Here is a 22,838-nt window from a genome sequence, read left to right as displayed (position 1 = left end):
CCAACAACGCCCTCAAGAGGATGGGTATTTTTCATAGTTAATGCTCCAGTACGGGGAAGTGAAGTCTGGCCCTCTAATGGAGCATTTACTTATCACGACGACACCAGCCGTTCCCCAAAGTTGGTCCGTTATAGGTTTTCTGCCGCAGTGATCGCTCCAGCTCCACCATCGTAATGGTGATCCATGTCCGCCCGACCATACGCAACACGCTTATCCGGTTCGATGCATGGCACTGGTCATACTCTTCTCGTGGGCGCAGATAGCGTCGTTGAACATTTGGCGAACCGAATTTGAGGGAAAGACGTAAACAAAAAAGAGGGAGACAGCGTACGCTAGGCCACTCAGACCACTAATTTGGGGTTCTGACGTTGGCCAACAACCGCCAAGATATTTACCCGCTGGATTTCATCATTTACTTCGTAAAGCACATGTTGGCCAAGTAGACTAATACGGCGAACGCTTTCGCCATAGCGTTCGTCGGTTTCATACAGGCGAGGGTATTCTGCTAGGCGCTCGGTTGCAGCGATCAGGCGCTCTGTCACATTCCTGGCATCCCAGAGAGATGCGTTTTCTGCCACGTACTCAAACAAAGCCGCCATATCCTCGGCTGCGACTGGTCGCCAGATTTCATAGGTCATCGCGCAGTTCCTGATAACGCGCCTGTAGCCGCTGTCGCAACTGTGCAGTATTCATCCCTGGTCGTTTGTCGGCGCGGGCTGCTGCCACCTTTGCGCGTACCTGTTCGTCGTATTCGGCCTGCGCCAGTTCTTCGTTAGCGAGGCGTTGCAATAGTGCGGCCTTATCCGCACTACCTTCCGGCAGAATACGGTGCAGGCTTTCTGCTAGTTCGCGCAGGAAGTTAGCGTTTTCGTAGTGCGTAGTGCTATTCATGAGGTGTTCTCCATCTATCGTTTGTTACTGGTCAGAGGCAGCAAGAGAGAACTCTTCTTCTGGCTGTATGATAGCATTAGATGTTTCCCTGGACGAAACCTGTTCCCGATCATCTAGGGGGGGATTTGTTGCTTCTGGTTTCCGTTCCGGGACTGGTGGTCTGTGGCAGCCAGTCCCGGAAAACATCCGCACCCCCCAAAGCGGTCATTAGGCGGTGTTGTTGACACCTGTTCCGGTAGACGATCCTGCCAATGGATAGAGAAAGGTATTCCGGCATGGTAAAGGGCAGCACTGGATGCGGGTAAGGATAGAAGTACAGGATTTTTTTATTTCATTTTATTACAAATAGAAACCCCTGATTGCGACTCAGAGGGTGTCGGTAGACATATGAAATGCACGTGCAGTTCACGTGCATAATTTAGTCCTTTTATAGTCCAGTCACTGTCAGGTCTGTGTCTTTAATTGGTTGTATTTAAAGACGTTGTCCTGCTGCTGTCCTATCAAATTTGGTGGAGCTGGGGGGAGTTGAACCCCCGTCCGAAATTCCTACGCCGTCGGTACTACATGCTTAGTCTGGTCTTTGCATTCGCTTGCCAGCTGCGGACAGACACGCCACTAACAAACTAGCCTGATTGGATTTAACGCTTCAACCCCAGGCAGGGCATCCACGCGATCTCTTTTAGGTTTGACCTCTCTTGATCCCCGTCCTAAGAGCGGAGGCTGGGGAGAGAGGGCTGTAAGCAGGTTATTAAGCTGCTACTGCGTAAGTTTCGTCGTTTGCGACTATTTTTTTGCGGCTTTTTACGAGGCCAACCGCCCCTCGGCATGCACCTTGGGTTTCGCGAATCCCGTCGAATCCAGAATCAGCCCCAAGATATTTTGCTATTATAACAGAAAGATGGGTAGCGACGCTAGCAGCCGTTAACGGGCCGCGTTTTTCATGATACGCGCTTTATCCAGCTTCCATTCGCGCTCTTTGATGTCGTCGCGCTTATCGTGCTCTTTCTTACCTTTGGCAACGCCGATCTTGACTTTGCACCAGGCGTTTTTCCAGTACAGTGACAGCGCTACAACTGTGTAACCCTCGCGGTTGACGCGACCATAGAGCGAATCCAGCTCGCGCTGGTTTAGCAGCAGCTTGCGGGTTCGAGTCGGGTCGCAGACCACATGGCTGGAAGCGCCGTGCAGCGGGGTAAACGTGGCACCAAACAGGTAGGCTTCGCCATCACGCATCAGCACATAGCTGTCGCTGATGTTGGCTTTACCTGCACGCAGTGATTTGACTTCCCACCCCTGAAGAGCCAGCCCCGCTTCAATCTCTTCTTCTATGAAGTATTCATGGCGAGCGCGCTTGTTGAGCGCAATGGTGGCAGAACCGGGTTTATGTGCTTTTTTCTTTGTCATAGTGACGCCATTATACTAGTTGTCGCCGTGAATGAAATCCCTCGCCAGGGTTCATGCTGTTCTTTATGAACAGGTGCGATGTTCCTCGCAGAATTGTTGTCTGGCTGTTTATCGATGGTATGATTTTGCGCGTTTTATGAATCACGGAAAATTGTATGCCTAAAATCAGCCGGTCTGCGCTGGTCCCGTTCAGTGCCGAGCAGATGTATAAATTAGTGAATGATGTTTCGTCTTATCCGGCTTTTTTGCCTGGATGCACTGGTAGCCGGGTGTTGTCTTCCTCTGTGAGTGAAATGACGGCGGCGGTTGATGTGTCAAAAGCCGGTATCAGCAAGACATTCACTACCCGCAATACGCTTATTGATAACCAATGTATTTTAATGCAACTGGTGGATGGTCCGTTCCGTCAATTAAGCGGCGACTGGCGTTTTACGCCGTTGAGTGACGATGCCTGTAAGGTTGAACTGAATCTGGATTTCGAATTTAAGAATGCGTTGATCGAAATGGCATTTGGTAAGATTTTCAAAGAATTGGCCAACAGTATGGTACAGGCATTCACCCAGCGCGCCAAAGAGGTCTATTGTGCCTGAGATTCGTGTCGAAGTCGTCTATGCCTTGCCGGAACGCCAGTATTTGCGCCCGTTGACATTGGCGGCTGGGAGTACGGCTGAACAGGCTATTCAGGCATCAGGCTTACTGGCTTTGCGTCCGGATATCGATCTTGACGTCAATAAAATCGGTATTTTTAGTCGTCCAGCGAAACTGAACGACATACTCAGTGATGGCGACCGGGTGGAGATTTATCGGCCACTGCAAGCTGACCCTAAAGAGTTGCGCCGTCAGCGTGCGGAGCGCTCAAAAAACAAGGCACGGTAACGTGCCTTGTTTTTTTGTGCAGTCGAGAGAAGGGTAAACTTCGCCGTGCCTGTCCACTTACTGTGCCTGCAACGAGGGCTTGTTGTCCACATTAGCCAGTATTCCCTGACTATTGAAAGTCAGAATCAACGTTTGCTGTTTCACCGCTTCGTGCCCCGGCTGCTGACGGAAGACGTAATACCAGGTATCTGAACCAAACGGGTCCTGCATCATGGGGGTACCCAGCGTGTAGATGACCTGTTGTTTGGTCATTCCGATATGGATTTTGGCAACGTCAGCAGAGGCCAGGTAATTCCCCTGATTGATGTCAGGCCGATAGACTATACGTTCCAACGTGGAACAACCGGCGGTTAACATAGCAACAACCACCGCGGCGACGACAGTCAGCGTTTTACAGCGCATAGTGATTACATTCCTTAAGGGCATAGGTTGCAGATGATAATAGACCTTGCCTGACTTGAAAACCTGCAAGACGTCTGTAAGACCGCGGGAATTCGAAAAAGTTGATCCTCACTAGGCTGCAAGCAATTCTCTGGCGTTTGCCAGCGTGTTTTTGGTAACCGCCGAACCGCCGAGCAGACGTGCCAGTTCCTGCAGACGTTCGCGTTTGCCCAGCGGTGTCATCAGGGTTTCTGTTTCTGCGCCGTCAGTGTGTTTGCTGACAAAGTAATGGTGGTGACCACATCCTGCCACCTGAGGCAGGTGGGTGACGCACATCACCTGAGTCGATTGGCCGAGCTGACGTAACATTTTGCCGACAATCGCCGCAGTCGGACCGCTGATACCCACGTCAACTTCGTCGAAAATCAGCGCTGGTGTGTCCATCTTGCGAGCGGTGATGACCTGAATAATGAGTGCGATACGAGACAGCTCCCCTCCCGAAGCCACTTTGACCAGTGGTTGATGTGGCTGGCCAGGGTTGGTGGTGACGCAGAATTCGATGTGGTCGGCACCGGTAGCCGTCAGCGAATCAGGGTTGAAAGTCACCTCAATAGTGAAATGGCCGTGCGGCATCGCCAGTTCATGCATATTGGTCGTGATCATGTGCGCCAGTTCGCTGGCGTGTTGGCGGCGCCGGATGTGAAGCTGTTCGGCCACGTGCAGAGCCTGCTGATGAAATTCCTGTACCGCACGGTTCAGGGTTTCATGATCGCTTTCTTGCTGTTCCAGCAAGTGCTGTTCCTGTAACAACTGTTGATGAAATGCAGGTAGTTCTTCCGGTGTCACATGGTGTTTACGTGCCAGCGTTAACTGACGTGACAGGCGCTGCTCCAGTTCGTACAGCCGGATAGGATCCAGATCCATTTGGTCACAGTAATGGCGCAGCTCATCACTGGCCTCGCTAATGTGAATGCTGGCCTCTTCCAGCATGGAAAACACGCCAGAGAGTTTCTCATCCATACTGACCAACTCTGACAACTGATGTTTGGCGCTGTGCAACATGCCAAGCACATTCTGGTCTTCATCTTCGCTGAGAATCTGCAGTGTCTGCTGGCTGAGCGACATCAATTGTCCGCTGTTGGCGAGTCGCTTGTATTCTGCGTCTATCTGCTCGTATTCGCCCGACTGAGGAGCAAACTCATTGAGTTCTTTGAGCTGATATTGCAGCAATTCCCGGCGTGCTTCCCGTTCGATGGTTGCTTGCTGGTGTTGCGCCAGTTCGCGGCAGCTTTGGTGCCACTGTTGCCAGATTTGACGCATGGCACAGAGCAGTTGTGATTCGTCGGCGTAGGCATCCAACAGGTGACGTTGATGTTCCGGTTTGAGCAGTAACTGGTGAGCGTGCTGGCCGTGGAGCTGAATCAGGTGCTGGCCGAGTTCGCGTAATTGCGACAACGGCACAGCCGTACCATTGATGAACGCACGGGAGCGACCGTCTGCGCTGATGACGCGGCGCAGCAGGCATTCGTTGTTGTCATCAAGCTGATTGTGCTCCAGCCAGTGTAACGCAGTTGGCGTATCCGTCAGTGAAAAACGGGCGCAAATGTCGGCTCGACTGGCGCCGGGACGTACCATATTGGCGTCAGAGCGATTACCCAAACAAAGGCCGAGAGCATCAATGGCAATGGATTTTCCCGCCCCGGTTTCACCGGTAATGACGCTCATCCCTGCCTGAAAATCAATTTCCAGTTCGCGCACAATGGCGAAATTACTGATTGTGAGTTGCGCCAGCATGATAGTGTCCTGTATGTAACAACAACTGTTATTAAATACAGTATAGACTGGTTTTTTGTACAGTAAAGTAGCAAGCGCCACTTTTAGAATAATTTTTTAGACCAACCGAGTTTGCTGCTCAATGTATTGAAATAGCTGTAATTTTCAGGATGAATTAAGTTTAGTTGATGCTTGCTGCGCTGGATACGCACTTCTTCACCCTCCTGAACCGGCAGTGAAATCTGACTGTCGCAGCTGATTTCCAGGTCCTGAGTGATGTGGGAAAATTTTAGCCGGATGGAACTGCTGCTGTTGATCACCAGTGGGCGAGCCGACAAGGTGTGTGGGAACATCGGCACCAGGGCAATCGCATCCAATGATGGGGTCAGTATCGGGCCGCCGCCGGATAACGAGTAAGCGGTAGAGCCGGTAGGGGTGGAGATAATCAGACCGTCAGAGCGCTGGGAGAAAGCGAATTTGTCGTCAATATAGACTTCAAATTCAATCATATGTGCTACCTTGCCGGGATGAAGCACGACCTCGTTGATGGCGGTGCTGCTACTGTTGGGATGGTTGGCACGGCACACTTGTGCTTCCAGCATAAAGCGTTGTTCACGAATGTAGCGACCGGCCAGCACTTCGCTCAACTGTTGCTGAGTATGATCCGGGTCGAGATCGGTGAGGAAGCCGAGATTACCGCGGTTAACGCCGATAACGTTGATATCGTAGCGAGACAGCACCCGTGCGGCGCCCAGCATGTTGCCGTCGCCGCCGACCACCACCGCCAGGTCTGCCTGCTGACCGATGTCCGACAAGCTGCCGGTCATGGCGTCTGTTAATTGCAGTTCGCGGGCAATCTGTTGTTCGACTACGACGGCGTAATCCTGTGCGCGTAGCCAGTGATACAGCATTTCATGGGTGGTCAAGGCATGTGGGTGACGTGGATGACCAACAATGCCAATGCAGTTAAACGATCTGTTCATTTGGGTGCGTTATCCTCATAAGAACACCGGCAGCTCACGGTTTTTGGACCGATAATCAGACCAATAATATGTGAGTGATTCCCTTGAAACCCCGGTTTTGATCCCCATAATAAGCGAACTAGCGAGATGAATGCGAAAAACGCGGAGATTTTCATGAGTAGTAAAGAACAGAAGTCGCCTGACGAGCAAGTCTTGGATCAAAAGGAAACAGCGCAAGGTCAGCAAGCGGATGCCGTGCCAGAGACGACGGATGTCGCTGACCCGCGTGATGAACGTATCGCAGAATTGGAAGCGCAACTGAACGAACTTCAGCAGCGCGAGCGTGAAAGCGCACTGCGTGCCCGCGCCGAAATGGAGAACATTCGTCGTCGTGCCGAACTGGATGTGGAAAAGGCACATAAATTCGCGTTGGAGAAATTTGCGAGTGAAATACTGCCGGTGATTGATAACCTGGAGCGTGCGCTGGAAATGGCGGACAAATCCAATGAGGCGCTGTCCGGCATGATCGAAGGGGTTGAACTGACGCTCAAAGCGATGCTTTCTGCCGTGAGCAAATTTGGCATTGAGGTGGTGGCAGAAGTGAATGTACCGTTTAATCCGGATGTTCATCAGGCTATGACCCTGATCGAATCTGCCGATCATGCGCCTAACCATGTGATGATGGTGATGCAGAAGGGTTATACCTTGAATGGTCGCTTGTTGCGTCCGGCGATGGTTGCCGTCTCCAAAGCCAAAGAGTAACCTCTTTCTGTTGCCCTCCAGGAAGTAGCCAATGGGTTCCTTCCTGGGGTGTTTCATCATATCTTTCCTTTCATTGTTACCCTGACCTTCTTCTCTGTTCCCACTCTGTTGTTAATAAATGGCTCTTGTTGCTTAAATGTTTTATTTGTGTGGTATTGTGTAAAGTGCTTTATTGGGGTGATTATTCATTAGTCGTTTTTTTGTTTGTATTTTGTTAGTCTCTTCGTATTAAAATGTGTGCTGTCTGTCAGACAAAAGCATCGTCAATACCTATCAGAGTAATCACTTCTTTCACTATAAATGCAGTTGATAATCATTATCATTTTTGCGATAGTCATAAAACAGTAGCGTCAGAAGGGGTACTCATATGCCGGGGAGTCGTGTAGTGGAATCAGTCAGCCGAACATCAAGAAAGCTCAAGCTTTCGTTGATGGGGCCGGCCTTTATCGCGGCGATCGGTTATATCGATCCCGGTAATTTTGCTACCAATATTCAGTCGGGCGCGGCGTATGGCTATCAGTTGCTGTGGGTGGTGGTTTGGGCCAACCTGATGGCGATGTTGATCCAATTACTCTCTGCCAAACTGGGTATCGCAACCGGCAAGAATCTGGCGGAGCATATTCGTGATCGTTTCCCGAAACCTGTTGTCTGGGCCTACTGGATACAAGCCGAGATCATCGCTATGGCGACGGATCTTGCTGAATTTATCGGCGCGGCAATTGGTTTTAAGTTATTGCTTGGCGTGTCGTTGCTGGAGGGGGCAATCCTCACCGGAATTGCCACGTTCTTGATCCTGACATTACAGCAGCGTGGGCAAAAACCACTGGAGATGGTGATTGGCGGCTTACTGTTATTCGTTGCGGCGGCCTACATTGTTGAGTTGATTTTCTCCCGCCCGGAGCTGGCTTCTCTGGCGAAGGGGATGGTTGTGCCCAGTTTGCCTAATTCTGATGCGGTGTTGCTGGCTGCCGGCGTGCTGGGTGCGACTATCATGCCGCATGTCATTTATCTGCATTCGTCTCTGACGCAGCAGCAGAGCCATATAACCCGTGCCGAGCGTTATTCCGCTACCAAGGTAGATGTTGCAGTGGCTATGACTATCGCCGGGTTCGTGAATCTGGCCATGATGGCGACAGCGGCGGCGGCGTTTCACTTTAGCGGCAATACCTCGATTGCTGAACTGGATCAGGCGTATCTGACGCTGAAACCGTTGCTGGGGCAGGCGGCGGCGACTATTTTTGGCCTGAGCCTGGTGGTGGCGGGGTTGTCGTCCACCGTAGTGGGGACGCTGGCCGGTCAGGTGGTGATGCAGGGGTTTGTGCGTTTTCATATTCCGCTGTGGATTCGCCGCGTTGTGACTATGTTGCCATCTTTTATTGTGATTCTGTCCGGTATGAACCCGACCAGGGTGCTGGTGTTAAGCCAGGTATTGTTGAGCTTCGGCATTGCGTTGGCGTTGATTCCATTGCTGGTGTTTACCGGTAACCGCGACCTGATGGGATGCCTGGTGAACAGTCGCTGGGTACAGAACACCGGCAAGGTGATCGTCTGTATGGTGATTGCGCTCAATCTGTATCTGGTTATCGATACGCTGCTGGGATGACTTGACGCGTTCTTCGTTGCGCCTCCGCTAGTCGGGGGCGTTTGCTTTTTGTGGTTACGACTTTTCTGCTTTCACTGATGATTACGTGCAATTCGTCGATGCCCGGCCTATTATCTGAAGCTGATTTTTGATACAGAGATGCAATTATGTCGGTGCCGATTACTATCGTTGAGAAGAAGCTGTTATCTGATCACTGGTTTGTATTGCATAAATATGTGTTCGATTTGAAGCGGAAGAATGGCGGCATGGTGCGCCAGATGCGCGAAGTGTATGACCGTGGTAACGGTGCGACCATCTTGCTGTATAACCGGGTAAAAGGCACGGTGGTGTTGACGCGTCAGTTCCGTATGCCGACGTATCTAAACGGTAACGACAGCGGGATGCTGCTGGAAGCCTGTGCCGGTCTGCTTGATGATCAGTCGCCGGAACAGTGTATCCGTAATGAGGCTATCGAAGAAACCGGCTACCGGATCGGTGAAGTGGAAAAGCTGTTTGAGGCTTATATGTCGCCGGGTGGTGTAACCGAATTGCTGCATTTTTTCGCTGCGGAATATGATGATACGCAAAAACGCACTTCTGGTGGGGGTGTGGAAGATGAAGATATCGAAGTGCTGGAGTTGCCGTTTAGTGAGGCGATGACCATGGTCAGAGATGGCCGCATTAAAGATGGCAAAACCATTATGTTATTGCAGCACGCACAGATTAATGGCTGGTTTGCCAACGCACGTTAACCGCACGATAAAACCGTAAGTTGATGATGTCGATAACAAGGGGCCAATTTGGCCCCTTGTTGCTTATGTGGGAGTACATTTGCAACGTTGCCGCTCTGACTGATCCTTCCTGTAACTCGCATTATTTAGGGTATATATATCGGGAAAGCGCTCGCTGAGGTGAGTGAGTTTCAATCTCATTAATTAATTATATTAAGCGGTATTCCGGCGCGGATTTTGTAATGCTTCATGGTTTCGCAAATCACAGACACGATACACTGGGTGACCTGCTGCCCTACTAACAAAGCGATAAAATAAGGTAATTAGCTATGGATGAACAACTTAAGCAAAGCGCACTGGATTTCCATCAATATCCGGTGCCGGGAAAAATCCAGGTCTCCCCGACCAAACCGCTGGCAACCCAGCGTGATCTGGCATTGGCTTATTCTCCGGGTGTTGCTGCGCCTTGTCTGGAAATTGCGCAAGACCCCCTGGCTGCTTACAAATATACCGCGCGCGGCAATCTGGTCGCGGTGATCTCCAACGGTACCGCAGTGCTTGGGTTGGGCAACATCGGTGCGCTGGCCGGCAAGCCGGTAATGGAAGGCAAAGGGGTGCTGTTCAAGAAGTTTTCTGGCGTCGATGTGTTTGATATCGAAGTGGATGAGCAGGACCCGGACAAGCTTATCGATGTGATCGCGGCGCTGGAGCCGACCTTCGGTGGTATCAATCTGGAAGATATCAAAGCGCCGGAGTGCTTCTACATCGAACAGAAGCTACGTGAGCGCATGAAAATTCCGGTATTCCATGACGACCAGCACGGCACCGCGATTATCTGTACCGCAGCAGTGCTGAATGGTTTGCGTGTGGTGGAAAAACAAATTGCCGACGTCCGGCTGGTGGTGTCGGGCGCGGGCGCGGCATCCATTGCCTGCCTGAACCTGCTGGTGGCGCTGGGTTTGAAGCACGAAAACATCGTGGTGTGCGATTCCCGTGGCGTTATCTACAAAGGCCGCGAAGCCAACATGGCGGAAACCAAGGCGGTATATGCTATTGATGATAACGGCAGCCGTTCATTGGCCGATGTTATTCCGAACGCGGATATTTTCCTGGGTTGTTCCGGCCCAGGCGTGCTGACGCAGGAGATGGTAAAAACCATGGCGCCGCGTCCACTGATTATGGCGTTGGCTAATCCGGAACCGGAAATTCTGCCGCCGCTGGTAAAAGAAGTGCGCCCGGATGCCATTGTGTGCACTGGCCGTTCCGACTACCCGAACCAGGTCAACAACGTGTTGTGCTTCCCGTTCATTTTCCGCGGTGCGCTGGACGTAGGGGCGACGACCATCAATGAAGAGATGAAGCTGGCCTGTGTGCACGCCATTGCTGATTTGGCGTTGGCGGAGCAGAGCGAAGTGGTGGCGTCTGCCTATGGCGATCAGGATCTCTCCTTCGGGCCGGAATATCTGATCCCTAAACCGTTCGACCCGCGTCTTATCATCAAGATTGCGCCGGCGGTAGCGAAAGCGGCGATGGAATCCGGCGTGGCGACCCGCCCAATTGAAAACTTCGATGATTACATCGAGAAACTGACGCAGTTTGTCTACAAAACCAACCTGTTCATGAAGCCTGTCTTCTCTCAGGCCCGTACTCAGCCGAAGCGTGTGGTGCTGGCGGAAGGGGAAGATCCGCGCGTGCTGCACGCCACGCAGGAGATGGTGTCGCTGGGGCTGGCGTTCCCGGTGTTGATTGGTCGTCCGAGTGTGATCGAGAAACGTATCCAGAAGTTGGGATTACAGATAGCTATCGGCAAAGATTTTGAAGTGGTGAACAACGAATCCGACCCACGCTTCAAGGCATACTGGACCGAGTATTTTGAGATGATGAAGCGCCGTGGCGTGTCTCAGGAACAGGCCCAACGCGACATGCGTGGCAACCCGACTCTGATCGGTTCCATCATGGTTCACCGCGGCGAAGCGGATGCGATGATCTGCGGTACGGTTGGTAACTATGACGAGCATTTCAGCGTGGTGGAGAAAGTGCTCGGTTACTGTGATGGCGTACATGTCGCGGGGGCGATGAACGCGTTGCTGCTGCCAAGCGGCAACACCTTTATCGCAGACACTTACGTCAATCCGGATCCGACCCCGGAGCAACTGGCGGAAATTACTCTGATGGCGGCTACTACCGTGCGTCGTTTTGGTATCGAACCCAAAGTGGCGTTGCTGTCGCACTCCAGTTTTGGCACCTCAGATTCGCCAACCGCGAAGAAAATGCGCGCCACGCTGGAGCTGGTGAATAAGATGGCACCAGAACTGCAGATTGATGGCGAAATGCACGGCGACGCTGCGCTGGTGGAAGCCATTCGCCGTGAGCAGATGCCGGACAGTCCGCTGAAAGGCGCGGCCAATATCCTGATCATGCCGAACATGGAAGCCGCCCGCATCAGCTACAACCTGTTGCGTGTCTCTTCTTCTGAAGGTGTGACTGTCGGGCCGGTGCTGATGGGCGTGGCTAAACCGGTGCATATTTTGACGCCGATTGCCTCTGTGCGTCGCATCGTTAATATGGTGGCGCTGGCGGTGGTGGAAGCGCAGACTGCGCCGCTGTAATGTGGCGTATTGCTGACATATTGCTGAGATGAAAAGACCAAACCGGCAGGTTACCCTGCCGGTTTTTTTACGCCTGCTGGCGCAGCCACTTATCCAGCTCGTTGGCAAACTGCTGGCGATCTCGTTGGTTTAATGCAGCCGGGCCGCCGGTTTGCACGCCGCTGGCGCGTAACGTATCCATGAAATCCCGCATGGTCAGCCGTTCGCGTATGGTATCCAGAGTGTAACGTTCACCGCGCGGGTTGAGTGCGACCGCTTGTTTTGCCAACACTTCGGCGGCGAGCGGAATATCGGCAGTGATCACTAGATCGCCCGGCTGAACGCGGCGCACGATTTCGTTATCCACCACATCAAATCCCGCGGCGACGCGCAGGCTATGGATGTGTGGCGAAGGCGGCGTTTTGAGAGGCTGGTTGGCGACCAGCGTCAGGCGGGTTGCAGTGCGATCAGCGGCGCGGTATAGCACTTCTTTAATGACGTTGGGGCAGGCGTCGGCATCCACCCAAATGGCGGTCATCCTCGTGGCTCCGGCTGTGTAGCCAGCCCAAGCCAGTCACGTGCGGGTAAAAAGTCGCGGTATAATGCCGCTTCCGGGCTGTCTGGTTCCGGTTGATACCGGTATTCCCAGCGCACCAGCGGCGGCATCGACATGAGGATCGACTCAGTGCGCCCGCCGCTTTGCAGGCCGAACAACGTGCCCCGGTCCCACACCAGATTAAACTCTACATAGCGCCCACGACGATAAAGCTGGAACTGGCGTTCCCGCTCGCCCCACGGAATGTCTTTTCGGCGATTGACGATTGGCAGATACGCCTGCTGGAACCCTTCGCCCACCGCACGCATGAAAGCGAAGCTGGTGTCGAAGTCCGGCGTGTTGAGATCGTCGAAGAACAGACCGCCAACGCCACGTGCTTCGTTGCGATGTTTGAGGAAGAAGTAATCGTCGCACCATTGCTTGTAGCGCGGGTAGACGTCATCACCGAACGGTTGGCACAGATCAAAAGCGGTTTGATGCCAGTGGATAGCGTCGTCTTCGAAACCGTAGTACGGGGTGAGATCAAAACCGCCGCCAAACCACCATACAGCGGGTTCGCCCGGCTTTTCGGCGATGAAGAAGCGCACGTTCGCGTGGCTGGTTGGCACATACGGATTGAGCGGGTGAATCACCAGCGAAACGCCCATCGCCTGAAAGCTGCGCCCAGCCAGTTCCGGGCGGTGGGTGCTGGCTGAGGACGGCAACGAGGCGCCGGAAACGTGAGAGAAATTCACCCCAGCCTGTTCGAATACCTGCCCCTGACGCAAAACACGGCTGCGCCCGCCACCGCCGGAAACATGTTGCCAGGCATCTTCAATAAAGGTGGCGTTGCCATCGGTCAGTTCCAGTTGCCGGCACAGGGTGTCCTGTAGTGTGAGCAGAAATTGCTTGATCGCGTTGATATCAGGTGCACTCATAATATCCCTTATCATGATGTTGAAAGGCTGGTTGGGCGTCATCCAGCCTGGGCTTATTCTGTCTTAGTATATCGAAATTCGGCAGTTCACCCATTGCCGGAATTGTTGCAGGCATGAATTGTCCGTCGCAGATATGGATTGTCGGCTATTGCTGAAAAGTGTTATTGCGTCTGTGATGAATCGCGGGATAATCAACATTGACCTGTTAACTCTAGATGGCGAGCCGTGATGGAAATCCGCATATTCAGGCAAGATGACTTTGAAGAAGTGATCACCCTTTGGGAACGCTGCGATTTGCTGCGTCCCTGGAATGACCCGGAGATGGATATTGAGCGTAAGCTTAATCATGATCCTGACCTGTTTCTGGTAGCGGAAGTGGGCGGTGAGGTGGTCGGTTCGGTGATGGGCGGATATGACGGCCACCGTGGTTCAGCCTACTATCTGGGGGTGCATCCTGATTATCGTGGTCGCGGCATTGCCAATGCGTTGATCAGTCGTTTGGAAAAAAAATTGATCGCGCGCGGCTGCCCGAAGATCCACCTGATGGTGCGTCAGAGCAACACCGCTGTCATCAGTATGTATGAAAAGATGAATTACGACATGGTCGATAGCATTACGCTGGGCAAGCGCCTGATTGAAGACCAGGAGTATTGATCGTTCCCATTTGGCACCGTTGTGCGCTGCCAACGGTGCCTGAGAAACTTCGCGTAGTTCCCTCCCTGTTTGATGCCGGAATTGCCGTTCCCCGCCAGCAGGTACTCACTGCTCTGTTCCGATGTTCGTTCCCTTGTTGCTGCCGGGATGGCCTTCCCTGCGGAACGCCTTTTCCAGGGCGAAGTTTTTCCCGGTCAGCCCGAACAATGGTAATCTTGGCGGCATCTGTGTGCCGGTACCGTTTTATGTTGAGGAGTCGAGAGTGACAAAAGTGCGTCCGTTGTTTTTGGTTTTCCCGTTGTTGCTGGCAGGGTGCAGCACCTTATCCGGTTTTTCCTGGTCCAGTTTGTCACCATTCAATTGGTTCGGCCATCGTCTGACGGTGTCAGACGCCGGTGTCGGCGAAATCAACGCTGCGACGCCTATGCTGGAGTCAGCGCTGGACAACGCGTTGAACGGTGATTATCGCCTGCGTGGCGGCATGGAAACCCGCAACGGCAAATTGGTATCGATCTATGAAGCGCTCAAGGATGACAGCGTCAGGCTGGAAATCAGCGGCGTGCCAAAAGGCCAGGTGAAGCAGGTAGCGGTGATGGACAAGGCTATTGCCAGCGAGTGGGGGGTGAAAATCGGCGATGAATTCAGTTCACTTTACAGCAAAGCATTTGGCGTCTGTCAGCCGGGACAGGGCGCGGATGCCCGCAGCGTGGAGTGTGTGGCGCCACAAGGTAAACACGTCAGCTACCTGTTTTCCGGCGACTGGAGCGGCCCGGAAGGATTGATGCCATCTGATGATATTCTCAGGAACTGGAAAGTCAGCAAGATTGTCTGGCACGCACAGGGACGGGAATAATCAATATTAGTGGTGCATTCAGAGCCGGGATAGTGTTATCCCGGCGTCTGTAGCTGTTTTTTGTACGCCATGCAACCAATCTCCTGATGATTGGCTAGCTTATTTTTTCTCATCGCCATTTTTATCACGCTTTGTGTAGTCATATGACATGGCGAATTATCTCTGTCTGTGCGGCAGATGTTCAGGCTGATGGCTGTGATTTATTGGACGAATTGCGCATCAGTTTTTGACGATCAACCCATGTATCGGTTTCAGGATCATAATAACGGCTGGGCCATATTTCCTCTGGCTTAACCCCTAATGCGTTGGCTATCAGCAATTCTCCTTTCGGCCACGGTCGGTATAGCGCGTTCGCCAGCGTAGAAGAGCTTAATCCTGATTGCCGTGATACCGCTGATAAAGATGTACCTTTTTTCCTCAGCGCGGCAATGATATCTGCTGAATGCCAGTCTTTTCTCCTTGAACGCATTTTCTATCCTCGATGGCTGTGGCTGATTACTATTCTTTTGTGACATACATTTACTATTACACACTTCTATAGGTAAAAAATACTCTTGATTTAAATTTCATTTAAAAAAATTAGCTATATCATAGGAAAATGTTAGGTGATGATATAGTTCGATAACTTTTGAATGGTTGCTAATAATTAACGAAATTTATTTTTCACAAAATATTATTTTCGATGAATTATGAAGTGAATTAATTATCTTGTTAATTATTTTGTGGTTTGTTTTTGGTGAAGGGTTTACATACAGGATGTTGTTTGCAATGAATGACTCGCAAGATTATTTCCGTGCGTTTATTCCCTTGTTGGACGGGCTGAATGAACCATGGGGAATAAAAGATATTACCTCTCGTCACGTGTATATGAACACACCAGCGTATAGCTACACCAATACGCCAGCGAATTTTGATATTGAGGGAAAGTTCGATGAAGAATTTCCGATAGCCTGGGCGGAATTATCGGAGAAATTTATCGAGCATGATCGTCGTACAGAAGTCTGTGCTGAGCGGGTTACCGTGATAGAAACCCATTATTGGTTTGGCAAAACGGAGCTGTCGCCATTTATCAGTGAAAAAATGCCTATTTTTAATGTTGCAAAAGAATGTGTTGGGATTTTGTGGAATGCCCGGCCAATGAGTACATTATCGCCGCTGATCCATATTGATAAGCGTAAGCCAAGCATATTGAGAACGGAAATAACGACCGATCTTTTTACTCGTGCTGAGTTGGACACGCTTTTTCTGGTGTTACGGCGTTTTTCCAGCAAGGAAATAGCGAAACAGTTCAACCTGTCCAACAGAACGATTGAGAACAGAATACAAAATATGTACCAAAAAGCGGGTGTGCATTCGTTCAATCAGTTTGAAGAATTTTGCTATCAACGTGGATTTGACAGTTTTATACCGCACGCATTGCTGACTAAAGGCATTTTATTTCTCTAGCAAGGATCGATGTAATGGAAAACATTGATGATTATCCGGTAAGTCGGGTTCCGGCATCGGTCCGGTTGCCTTTCTTTAATGTGGCGTTGGTCCATATCGGTATGCTCACCGCTCTGGACCAATTTATGCTGGGGGCAGTATTAGGGCATTCAATGACACTCGGTGAGGCTTTTCTGGCGATTGCCATCGGCAGCGCGATTTTCGGTGTCGTCACGCTGGGGCTGGGGTACGCCGGCATGAAGGAGGGGTTGTCCGGTAGTTTGCTGGCGCGCTGGTGTGGTTTTGGTCGGATCGGCGCGGTGTTTATCGGTGCCATTATCGCCGTCAGCCTGCTGGGTTGGTTCGGCGTACAAAACGCGGTGTTTGCCAAATCACTGAATTTTGCGTTGGGTGACCGGTTGGGGTTCGGCTGGTCGGCAGCCCTTTCCGGTGGCGCGCTGACGTTGCTGGTTACCTTTGGTTTCAGTGCGCTGCGTTATACCGCACGAATCGCAGTACCGCTGTTTATCATGGTGGTGGGTTATATTTCTACCATGACGCTGACCGGCCACAATATGACTGAACTGCTGCAAAAAAGCGTGTCTGGCGAGGCTATTTCAGTGAGCGCCGGGGCAACCATGGTGGTCGGCGGTTGTATTGTAGCGAGCCTGATTACCCCTGATATGACGCGTTATTCTCGCCGCGGACGGCATGTTTTCTGGATCACGATACTGTCGATTATTGTCGGCGAGTTTATCGTAAATGGGCTGGCGATTCTGATTGCCCGTGCGCTGAATACTGCCGACATCGTGACGATTATGTCGCAGACAGCTGGCGGTATCGGGCTGATTACCGTGATTTTCTCTACCTTGCGCATCAATGACATCAATCTGTATTCCTCGTCGCTGGGCATTGCCAATGCGGTGGAAGGCATCACGGGCAGAAAGTTGAGTTACAAGTCTATCACCCTGCTGATTGGTTTTATCGGTACTTTTCTGTCGGTGATCGGCATTCTGGATCGGTTTGTGGATTTTCTGACCTTGCTGGGGGTGTTTTTCCCGCCGGTGATCGGCGTCATGCTGGTGGATTACTATATTCTGCGTACCAGCCGGAGGCTGCTGGATGAGAGCCGTCAGCATGGCGAATTGCCAGGGGCAGACAGCACGCCATCTGTTGGTTGGGCGGCGATGATTGCCAGCCTGGCAGGAAGTGCCATAGGGTTGTTTACTGAATGGGGGATTCCGGCGCTGAATTCGTTGCTGGCAGCCAGTGTGTTGTATTGGGTGATCAAGGTGACGTTACCGGCAGCGAAACCCCCAGGTGGCAGGTAATCTGCCTGCTTCTGAGCATTGTTGCAAAAACAGTTACCTGCGTTTTCCACCGTTATTGGTAAGGTTATCCTGTTATCGTCAACATCGTCTGATATCATGTAAATAGATTGGGGCGTGCTGGTCACGCCTCGTTTTATTGTATAGCAGCCTTGAGATAGCAGCCCGGCATGGCTTGCCGGCGCGAGAGAAACTGCACCGAGTGAGGAAGCAACAGATGACACAAATTCAAAGCGGTATTTTGCTGGAGCATCGCCGTTTTGCCATCTTCATGGAGGCTATGGTACAGGGAGAATTTGATGCCATCCGCCAGGGCTGCAAGAAATTTTGTCAGGCACTGGGCGAGTTGCAGCAGCGTTTCCCTGACGCCGGGCTTGGCGCGGTAATCGCTTTTGGCTACGACGTCTGGCGTGAGCTGGATTGCGACAACAGTGCGCAGGAACTCAAACCCTTCACCCCGCTGGGCAACGGGCTGGCACCTGCCACGCAGCGCGACATGCTGATTCACATCCAGTCGCTGCGCCATGATGTTAATTTTTCACTGGCACAGGCGGTGCTGGCGGCGTTCGGCAACACCATCAATATTGAAGAGGAAACTCACGGCTTTCGCTGGGTGGAGGACCGTGATTTGAGCGGTTTTGTCGATGGCACCGAAAACCCGCAGGGTGATGCCCGGCGTGACGTCGCCATTGTACCGGACGGTCAGGCTGGCGAAGGCGGCAGTTATGTGTTTGTTCAGCGCTGGGAGCACAATCTGCGCCAGTTGAACCGTATGAGCGTGGAACAGCAGGAACAGATGATTGGTCGCACCAAACAAGACAATGACGAGTTGTCGTCCGAGTCGCGGCCAGTGACGTCGCACCTGAGCCGTGTTGACCTCAAAGAAGACGGCAAAGGGTTGAAAATTCTGCGTCAGAGCCTGCCTTACGGCACCGCCAGCGGCAAGCACGGTCTCTATTTCGCGGCTTACTGTGCCCGACTTTACAACATTGAACAGCAATTGCTGAGCATGTTTGGCGACCGTGACGGCAAACGTGACGAGATGTTGCGCTTTACCCGTGCGGTCAGCGGCAGTTACTTTTTTGCCCCTTCTCTTGATCGTTTATTATCGCTATAACAGAATCCGTTTTTGTTACAGAACGACAGACAGGCACTGCACCGCGGTGCCTGTTTTTTTGGCGTCGCCTGACGTCGTGCGGAGAGAAAATGTGACCACGCTTGAACAGTGCGTCGGCAATACGCCGCTGATTAAATTACAACGTCTGGCTCAGCACACCGGCAGCGAAATCTGGCTGAAGCTGGAGGGCAATAATCCAGCCGGTTCGGTGAAGGACCGCGCGGCGTTGTCGATGATTCAGCAGGCGGAGCGCCGGGGCGAGATAGTACCAGGCGATACGCTGATTGAGGCTACCAGCGGCAATACCGGTATCGCGCTGGCGATGGTGGCGGCGATGAAAGGCTACCGGTTGCGGTTGCTGATGCCGGAAAACATGAGTCAGGAACGGCAGGCCGCGATGCGCGCTTATGGTGCGGAATTGCTGCTGGTCAGCCAACAACAGGGGATGGAAGGTGCACGCGATCTGGCCAGACAGATGGCGCAGGCGGGGGAGGGGACGCTGCTCGATCAGTTCAATAACCCAGACAACCCGCTGGCGCATTTCACCACTACCGGCCCGGAAATCTGGCAGCAAACGCAGGGGCGACTTACCCATTTCGTTTCCTGCATGGGAACCACCGGTACTATCACCGGTGTCAGCCGTTACCTGAAAAGCCAGAGTGATAAGGTCTGCACTGTTGGCCTGCAACCGCAGGACGGTAGCCAGATTCCGGGAATTCGTCGTTGGTCGCCTGACTATATGCCGGGTGTTTTTCAGCCACAACTGGTGGACCGGATTATGGATATGTCGCAGCAAGAGGCGGAAACCACCATGCAGCAGCTGGCGCGAGTAGAGGGGGTGTTCTGCGGCGTCAGCTCTGGCGGTGCGGTGGCTGGCGCGCTGCGCATCGCTGCCGAACAGCCAGGCCGTCTGATCGTCACCGTGGTATGTGACCGAGGTGATCGTTATCTCTCCACTGGCGTGTTTGGCTAACGCCTGCATGTTAGCGTGTATGCGCTTACTCGCGTTTCCGTATGCCGACGGCTTGGGACGACGCTTAGAATGGCGCCCATTCAGGCTGTTGCGCAAGAATGCGACTACCATTGAGGTAGCGGCATATCACGAATGTCACGCTATTGCCCTAACTGGTTATCGCGCCTGCCGACACTGACAGCATCATGCTCACTATCCCCTTTCACATTCGTTATGTTTTGCATAGTGAAAGGTAAGGATTCCGTAAATGGTGCTGCGCAGATTGCAACCAGCCCTGACAATAGGAGCGGTAGCAATGTATGGGAATGACAGTATGAAAATTTTACTGGTAGACGATGACGCTGAACTGGGACACATGCTGTGTGAATACCTTACGGCAGAAGGGTTCAGTACTTCACAGGTGATGAGCGGCAAAGAAGGGGTGGACGGCGCCATGTCCGATCAGTACACCGCGATGATTTTGGACATCATGCTGCCTGATATGAGCGGAATTGACGTACTGCGACAGGTGCGCCGTAACTGCTCGATTCCCATCATTATGTTGACGGCCAGAGGCGATAATATTGATCGCGTGATCGGGCTGGAAATGGGTGCGGACGATTATGTGCCAAAGCCGTGCTACCCGCGAGAATTGGTGGCGCGCCTGCGTGCGGTGTTGCGCCGTTATGAGGATAAGTCGGGAAAAAGCAAGGACACCGGGATGGTGATCTATGGTGAACTGGCGATCTGCTCTTTTACCCGCACCAGTGAATGGCGTGGGCAGGCATTTGATCTTACTGCGTCGGAGTTCAACTTGCTGGAGTTGCTGATGCGCTCGTCCGAGCGGGTAGTGACCAAGGATGAGTTGTCGGAGAAGTGTCTGGGGCGCCGCCGTGAAGCGTATGATCGCAGCGTCGATGTGCACATTAGTAATATCCGTCAAAAGCTGGCCGCGCTGAAAGGGTGTAATCTGATCATTGAGACGGTGCGCAGCGTTGGATACCGGATTCGTTAATCATGCATGGACGGTTGTTCTGGAAGATTCTGCTTGGGTTGTGGCTGACGTTTTTCGTCATTTCACAATTATTGTGGGTCGGATTCTCATTTTACGGCAGGCGTGATGAACCGCCGGAAGTGCGTATAGGAAGACATATCATGTCGCTACAAATGGCGCTGGCGACAAAAGCGTTACGTCAGGGCGGCATGGCGGAACTGGAGCGAACTCTGGCCGATTGGCCTAAGAGTGAACGCGGTTATATCAATGTCTCGGTACTCAGCGACAATCAGCACGCCACTGCGATAAATCACCAACCATTACCGCAATCAGAAAGGCCGCGAGAGCTGCCAGCGCAGTTGGGACTGCTGGGGTTCGGACCGGTGCCGGGTGACGTGACGGACTGGCCGGATGCAGCATCGCTACAAGTAGTGGAGGGGCCTGATGGGCAGCGCTATCGAGTGCTCTTCAATACTATGCGCTTACAGCAAGATTTAATGCCGAAGAACGGCCCAGAGCCGTTGCCGTTTTTTCTTCATTTGCCGCCGCCGATGATCTGGATTGGCGCGCTGGGTGGGTTGCTATTCAGCGGTATGCTGGCGTGGAATCTGTCGCGTCCGCTCAGCCGGTTGCGAGCCAGTTTTGAACGGGTCGCACAGGGAGATTTGTCGATACGGCTTTATCCGTCAATGCGGCGTCGCCATGATGAGATAGGTGATGTGGCACGCGACTTTGACGCCATGGTTAGCCGTTTGTCGATACTGGTGAGCGCGCGGGAACAACTACTGCACGATGTGTCCCACGAATTGCGATCACCGCTGGCACGGTTACAGTTGGCGATAGGGCTGGCGCGTCAGAATCCGGATAACGTAGAAAATGCATTGCAGCGCATCGAACGTGAAGCGGAGCGTATGGATAAGATGATTGGCGAAGTGCTGACGCTGTCCCGCGCGGAAAACAACGCCGTTAATAACGAAGAGTATTTCGACCTGCTTGGTCTGGTGAGTGCAGTCGTTAACGATGCGCGCTACGAAGCGCAAGTGCCGGGGGTGGAGATTGCGCTTAGCGCCGGCGATTACGATGACTATACCGTCAAAGGCTCGGCGGAATTAATGCGACATGCGTTGGATAACATCATCCGCAATGCGCTGCGTTTCTCTTCGCGTGGCCAGCAGGTACTGGTTACGTTGTCTCGTGATGATAAGTCCCGTGATGATAAAGAGTGGTACATCGATGTGGCAGACAGCGGGCCGGGAGTGGAAGCCAGTAAACTCTCCAGCATTTTTGACCCTTTCATGCGCATCGATTCACCGCAGTCGGGCAAAGGGTATGGGCTGGGATTGGCTATTGCCCGCAAGGCAGTGGTAGCCCACGGCGGTCGTATTGAAGCGGAGAATCGTGCTCAGGGAGGGTTGCAGATCCGTATCTGTATTCCTCGCTGGCAGTAATTCGCAGGATAGCGCGCAGCATGTAATGACGGTGGGAATCATGACCTGATAAATCAAAACGGCACCCGCGCAGGTGCCGTTTTTCATGGTAGCGACTCGCTTATTTTTTGATGCGAATGACCGGGGTTTCCCCAACGACAACAGTGCCGGTCAGTTTGACCAACTCTTTGATCTCGTCCATGTTAGAGATAACCACCGGAGTCAGCGTGGACTTGGCTTTCTCTTCCAGCAACGACAGATCAAACTCGATCACCACATCGCCTTTCTTGACACGCTGCCCCTCTTCGGCAATACGCTTAAAGCCTTCGCCTTTCAGCTCAACGGTATCAATACCGAAGTGCACGAAGAGTTCGATACCCGTATCTGATTCGATGGAAAACGCATGGTTAGTTTCGAAGATTTTTCCAATGGTGCCGTCTACTGGTGCCACCATCTTGTTGCCGCTAGGTTTGATAGCAATACCATCGCCGACGATCTTCTCTGCGAAGACGACATCAGGCACGTCTTCGATATTGACGATTTCACCGGATAACGGGGCAATGATTTCGATGCTGCCAGCCTCTTTCTTGTCGTCAGAAACCAGAGATTTCAGTTTATCGAACAAACCCATGATTTTCTCCTAAGCATTAATATTGGGTCAGCAC

The 22,838-nt window shown here is 52.4% G+C and carries 24 protein-coding genes and 1 other RNA gene; 14 read left to right on the top strand and 11 right to left on the bottom strand.

Translation table 11 applies throughout. From position 1 onward, the window contains the following. Positions 1-341: 341 nt before the first annotated feature. The 4 genes from Dpoa2040_RS07860 to smpB all read right to left on the bottom strand — a co-directional run bounded on the left by Dpoa2040_RS07860 (position 342) and on the right by smpB (position 2,295). Positions 342-638 carry a type II toxin-antitoxin system RelE/ParE family toxin gene (locus Dpoa2040_RS07860; protein ID WP_168640919.1) on the bottom strand — a complete coding sequence of 99 codons (297 nt, stop codon included), beginning with the start codon at positions 636-638 and terminating at the stop codon, positions 342-344. Then, positions 628-891 carry a plasmid stabilization protein gene (locus Dpoa2040_RS07855; RefSeq protein WP_168640918.1) on the bottom strand — a complete coding sequence of 88 codons (264 nt, stop codon included), beginning with the start codon at positions 889-891 and terminating at the stop codon, positions 628-630. Before Dpoa2040_RS07855 ends, Dpoa2040_RS07860 begins: the two co-directional genes overlap by 11 nt. Before the next feature lie 507 nt (positions 892-1,398). Continuing rightward, positions 1,399-1,762: a transfer-messenger RNA gene (gene ssrA, locus Dpoa2040_RS07850) on the bottom strand. A 50-nt stretch (positions 1,763-1,812) separates the two neighbouring features. Then, positions 1,813-2,295 (bottom strand): SsrA-binding protein SmpB, encoded by a 483-nt coding sequence (gene smpB, locus Dpoa2040_RS07845; RefSeq protein WP_016942314.1) that lies wholly within the window; start codon positions 2,293-2,295, stop codon positions 1,813-1,815. 155 nt (positions 2,296-2,450) lie between these two features. Here smpB and Dpoa2040_RS07840 point away from each other — a divergent pair, with 155 nt between their 5' ends. Both Dpoa2040_RS07840 and Dpoa2040_RS07835 read left to right on the top strand, forming a co-directional pair. Continuing rightward, a complete protein-coding gene (locus Dpoa2040_RS07840; protein ID WP_042868748.1) occupies positions 2,451-2,885 on the top strand; it encodes a type II toxin-antitoxin system RatA family toxin in 435 nt (144 codons plus the stop codon). Next, complete coding sequence (locus Dpoa2040_RS07835; RefSeq protein ID WP_042868750.1) at positions 2,878-3,171, top strand: RnfH family protein; 294 nt, start codon at positions 2,878-2,880, stop codon at positions 3,169-3,171. Before Dpoa2040_RS07840 ends, Dpoa2040_RS07835 begins: the two co-directional genes overlap by 8 nt. A gap of 57 nt (positions 3,172-3,228) precedes the next feature. On the opposite strand, the gene bamE is transcribed toward Dpoa2040_RS07835, so the two are convergent. The 3 genes from bamE to nadK form a co-directional block, all read right to left on the bottom strand. Continuing rightward, positions 3,229-3,573 carry an outer membrane protein assembly factor BamE gene (gene bamE / locus Dpoa2040_RS07830; protein WP_168640917.1) on the bottom strand — a complete coding sequence of 115 codons (345 nt, stop codon included), beginning with the start codon at positions 3,571-3,573 and terminating at the stop codon, positions 3,229-3,231. Positions 3,574-3,684: 111 nt separating this feature from the next. Further along, positions 3,685-5,346, bottom strand: coding sequence for a DNA repair protein RecN (gene recN, locus Dpoa2040_RS07825; protein WP_168640916.1), 1,662 nt, complete (start codon positions 5,344-5,346; stop codon positions 3,685-3,687). Positions 5,347-5,429: 83 nt separating this feature from the next. Further along, positions 5,430-6,308 (bottom strand): NAD(+) kinase, encoded by an 879-nt coding sequence (gene nadK, locus Dpoa2040_RS07820; RefSeq protein ID WP_042868756.1) that lies wholly within the window; start codon positions 6,306-6,308, stop codon positions 5,430-5,432. A gap of 153 nt (positions 6,309-6,461) precedes the next feature. Here nadK and grpE point away from each other — a divergent pair, with 153 nt between their 5' ends. From grpE to maeB, 4 genes are all read left to right on the top strand, one after another. Further along, complete coding sequence (gene grpE, locus Dpoa2040_RS07815; RefSeq protein ID WP_042873786.1) at positions 6,462-7,049, top strand: nucleotide exchange factor GrpE; 588 nt, start codon at positions 6,462-6,464, stop codon at positions 7,047-7,049. Positions 7,050-7,416: 367 nt separating this feature from the next. Continuing rightward, entirely contained in the window at positions 7,417-8,652 is a 1,236-nt protein-coding gene (locus tag Dpoa2040_RS07810; RefSeq protein WP_042868758.1) for an Nramp family divalent metal transporter, read from the top strand. 146 nt (positions 8,653-8,798) lie between these two features. Then, positions 8,799-9,383, top strand: coding sequence for a GDP-mannose pyrophosphatase NudK (gene nudK, locus Dpoa2040_RS07805; protein ID WP_042868759.1), 585 nt, complete (start codon positions 8,799-8,801; stop codon positions 9,381-9,383). A gap of 308 nt (positions 9,384-9,691) precedes the next feature. Continuing rightward, complete coding sequence (gene maeB / locus Dpoa2040_RS07800; protein WP_168640915.1) at positions 9,692-11,971, top strand: NADP-dependent oxaloacetate-decarboxylating malate dehydrogenase; 2,280 nt, start codon at positions 9,692-9,694, stop codon at positions 11,969-11,971. Between the two features lie 67 nt (positions 11,972-12,038). On the opposite strand, the gene Dpoa2040_RS07795 is transcribed toward maeB, so the two are convergent. Further along, positions 12,039-12,488: a YaiI/YqxD family protein gene (locus tag Dpoa2040_RS07795; RefSeq protein ID WP_168640914.1), complete on the bottom strand. Its 450-nt coding sequence runs from the start codon at positions 12,486-12,488 to the stop codon at positions 12,039-12,041. Continuing rightward, a complete protein-coding gene (gene hemF, locus Dpoa2040_RS07790; RefSeq protein ID WP_168640913.1) occupies positions 12,485-13,423 on the bottom strand; it encodes an oxygen-dependent coproporphyrinogen oxidase in 939 nt (312 codons plus the stop codon). The genes Dpoa2040_RS07795 and hemF overlap by 4 nt, the downstream gene beginning before the upstream one ends. Before the next feature lie 228 nt (positions 13,424-13,651). Between hemF and Dpoa2040_RS07785 the strand changes: the two genes are divergently transcribed. Continuing rightward, positions 13,652-14,077: a GNAT family acetyltransferase gene (locus Dpoa2040_RS07785; RefSeq protein WP_012770957.1), complete on the top strand. Its 426-nt coding sequence runs from the start codon at positions 13,652-13,654 to the stop codon at positions 14,075-14,077. A gap of 262 nt (positions 14,078-14,339) precedes the next feature. Next, on the top strand, positions 14,340-14,930 hold the full coding sequence (locus tag Dpoa2040_RS07780; protein WP_168640912.1) for an RpoE-regulated lipoprotein: 591 nt from the start codon (positions 14,340-14,342) through the stop codon (positions 14,928-14,930). Positions 14,931-15,111: 181 nt separating this feature from the next. Here the strand turns inward: Dpoa2040_RS07780 and Dpoa2040_RS07775 are convergent, their stop codons facing one another. Further along, positions 15,112-15,399 (bottom strand): helix-turn-helix transcriptional regulator, encoded by a 288-nt coding sequence (locus Dpoa2040_RS07775; RefSeq protein WP_168640911.1) that lies wholly within the window; start codon positions 15,397-15,399, stop codon positions 15,112-15,114. 299 nt (positions 15,400-15,698) lie between these two features. On the opposite strand from Dpoa2040_RS07775, the gene Dpoa2040_RS07770 reads away from it, so the two are divergent. The 6 genes from Dpoa2040_RS07770 to Dpoa2040_RS07745 all read left to right on the top strand — a co-directional run bounded on the left by Dpoa2040_RS07770 (position 15,699) and on the right by Dpoa2040_RS07745 (position 22,194). Further along, positions 15,699-16,376 (top strand): helix-turn-helix transcriptional regulator, encoded by a 678-nt coding sequence (locus Dpoa2040_RS07770; RefSeq protein WP_371810591.1) that lies wholly within the window; start codon positions 15,699-15,701, stop codon positions 16,374-16,376. Positions 16,377-16,390: 14 nt separating this feature from the next. Continuing rightward, on the top strand, positions 16,391-17,686 hold the full coding sequence (locus Dpoa2040_RS07765; RefSeq protein WP_168640909.1) for a cytosine permease: 1,296 nt from the start codon (positions 16,391-16,393) through the stop codon (positions 17,684-17,686). 214 nt (positions 17,687-17,900) lie between these two features. Next, entirely contained in the window at positions 17,901-18,800 is a 900-nt protein-coding gene (locus tag Dpoa2040_RS07760) for a Dyp-type peroxidase (protein ID WP_168640908.1), read from the top strand. A 91-nt stretch (positions 18,801-18,891) separates the two neighbouring features. After that, complete coding sequence (gene cysM, locus Dpoa2040_RS07755) at positions 18,892-19,773, top strand: cysteine synthase CysM (RefSeq protein WP_168640907.1); 882 nt, start codon at positions 18,892-18,894, stop codon at positions 19,771-19,773. A gap of 313 nt (positions 19,774-20,086) precedes the next feature. Beyond that, positions 20,087-20,767, top strand: a complete 681-nt coding sequence (locus Dpoa2040_RS07750; protein ID WP_042873787.1) for a response regulator transcription factor — start codon at positions 20,087-20,089, stop codon at positions 20,765-20,767. Positions 20,768-20,769: 2 nt separating this feature from the next. After that, on the top strand, positions 20,770-22,194 hold the full coding sequence (locus Dpoa2040_RS07745) for an ATP-binding protein (RefSeq protein WP_168640906.1): 1,425 nt from the start codon (positions 20,770-20,772) through the stop codon (positions 22,192-22,194). A 100-nt stretch (positions 22,195-22,294) separates the two neighbouring features. Here Dpoa2040_RS07745 and crr read toward each other — a convergent pair whose 3' ends face one another. Next, complete coding sequence (crr, locus tag Dpoa2040_RS07740) at positions 22,295-22,804, bottom strand: PTS glucose transporter subunit IIA (RefSeq protein WP_042868779.1); 510 nt, start codon at positions 22,802-22,804, stop codon at positions 22,295-22,297. Positions 22,805-22,838 lie beyond the last annotated feature (34 nt).

The sequence above is a fragment of the Dickeya sp. CFBP 2040 genome, assembly GCF_012273755.1.
GTDB lineage: Bacteria > Pseudomonadota > Gammaproteobacteria > Enterobacterales > Enterobacteriaceae > Dickeya > Dickeya poaceiphila.
The sequence above is the reverse complement of the archived record's forward strand: the minus strand, read 5'-3'. Positions and strand labels throughout refer to the sequence as shown.

Bases quoted from the DNA above. Each gene is read 5' to 3' on its own strand.
- Dpoa2040_RS07765 (WP_168640909.1), top strand. From the start codon at position 16,391: ATGGAAAACATTGATGATTATCCGGTAAGTCGGGTTCCGGCATCGGTC.
- nudK (WP_042868759.1), top strand. From the start codon at position 8,799: ATGTCGGTGCCGATTACTATCGTTGAGAAGAAGCTGTTATCTGATCAC.
- Dpoa2040_RS07840 (WP_042868748.1), top strand. From the start codon at position 2,451: ATGCCTAAAATCAGCCGGTCTGCGCTGGTCCCGTTCAGTGCCGAGCAG.
- nadK (WP_042868756.1), bottom strand. From the start codon at position 6,308: ATGAACAGATCGTTTAACTGCATTGGCATTGTTGGTCATCCACGTCAC.
- Dpoa2040_RS07770 (WP_371810591.1), top strand. From the start codon at position 15,699: ATGAATGACTCGCAAGATTATTTCCGTGCGTTTATTCCCTTGTTGGAC.
- bamE (WP_168640917.1), bottom strand. From the start codon at position 3,573: ATGCGCTGTAAAACGCTGACTGTCGTCGCCGCGGTGGTTGTTGCTATG.
- Dpoa2040_RS07855 (WP_168640918.1), bottom strand. From the start codon at position 891: ATGAATAGCACTACGCACTACGAAAACGCTAACTTCCTGCGCGAACTA.
- maeB (WP_168640915.1), top strand. From the start codon at position 9,692: ATGGATGAACAACTTAAGCAAAGCGCACTGGATTTCCATCAATATCCG.
- Dpoa2040_RS07795 (WP_168640914.1), bottom strand. From the start codon at position 12,488: ATGACCGCCATTTGGGTGGATGCCGACGCCTGCCCCAACGTCATTAAA.
- smpB (WP_016942314.1), bottom strand. From the start codon at position 2,295: ATGACAAAGAAAAAAGCACATAAACCCGGTTCTGCCACCATTGCGCTC.
- Dpoa2040_RS07750 (WP_042873787.1), top strand. From the start codon at position 20,087: ATGAAAATTTTACTGGTAGACGATGACGCTGAACTGGGACACATGCTG.
- Dpoa2040_RS07785 (WP_012770957.1), top strand. From the start codon at position 13,652: ATGGAAATCCGCATATTCAGGCAAGATGACTTTGAAGAAGTGATCACC.
- Dpoa2040_RS07775 (WP_168640911.1), bottom strand. From the start codon at position 15,399: ATGCGTTCAAGGAGAAAAGACTGGCATTCAGCAGATATCATTGCCGCG.
- grpE (WP_042873786.1), top strand. From the start codon at position 6,462: ATGAGTAGTAAAGAACAGAAGTCGCCTGACGAGCAAGTCTTGGATCAA.
- Dpoa2040_RS07860 (WP_168640919.1), bottom strand. From the start codon at position 638: ATGACCTATGAAATCTGGCGACCAGTCGCAGCCGAGGATATGGCGGCT.
- hemF (WP_168640913.1), bottom strand. From the start codon at position 13,423: ATGAGTGCACCTGATATCAACGCGATCAAGCAATTTCTGCTCACACTA.
- crr (WP_042868779.1), bottom strand. From the start codon at position 22,804: ATGGGTTTGTTCGATAAACTGAAATCTCTGGTTTCTGACGACAAGAAA.
- Dpoa2040_RS07745 (WP_168640906.1), top strand. From the start codon at position 20,770: ATGCATGGACGGTTGTTCTGGAAGATTCTGCTTGGGTTGTGGCTGACG.
- Dpoa2040_RS07760 (WP_168640908.1), top strand. From the start codon at position 17,901: ATGACACAAATTCAAAGCGGTATTTTGCTGGAGCATCGCCGTTTTGCC.
- Dpoa2040_RS07810 (WP_042868758.1), top strand. From the start codon at position 7,417: ATGCCGGGGAGTCGTGTAGTGGAATCAGTCAGCCGAACATCAAGAAAG.
- recN (WP_168640916.1), bottom strand. From the start codon at position 5,346: ATGCTGGCGCAACTCACAATCAGTAATTTCGCCATTGTGCGCGAACTG.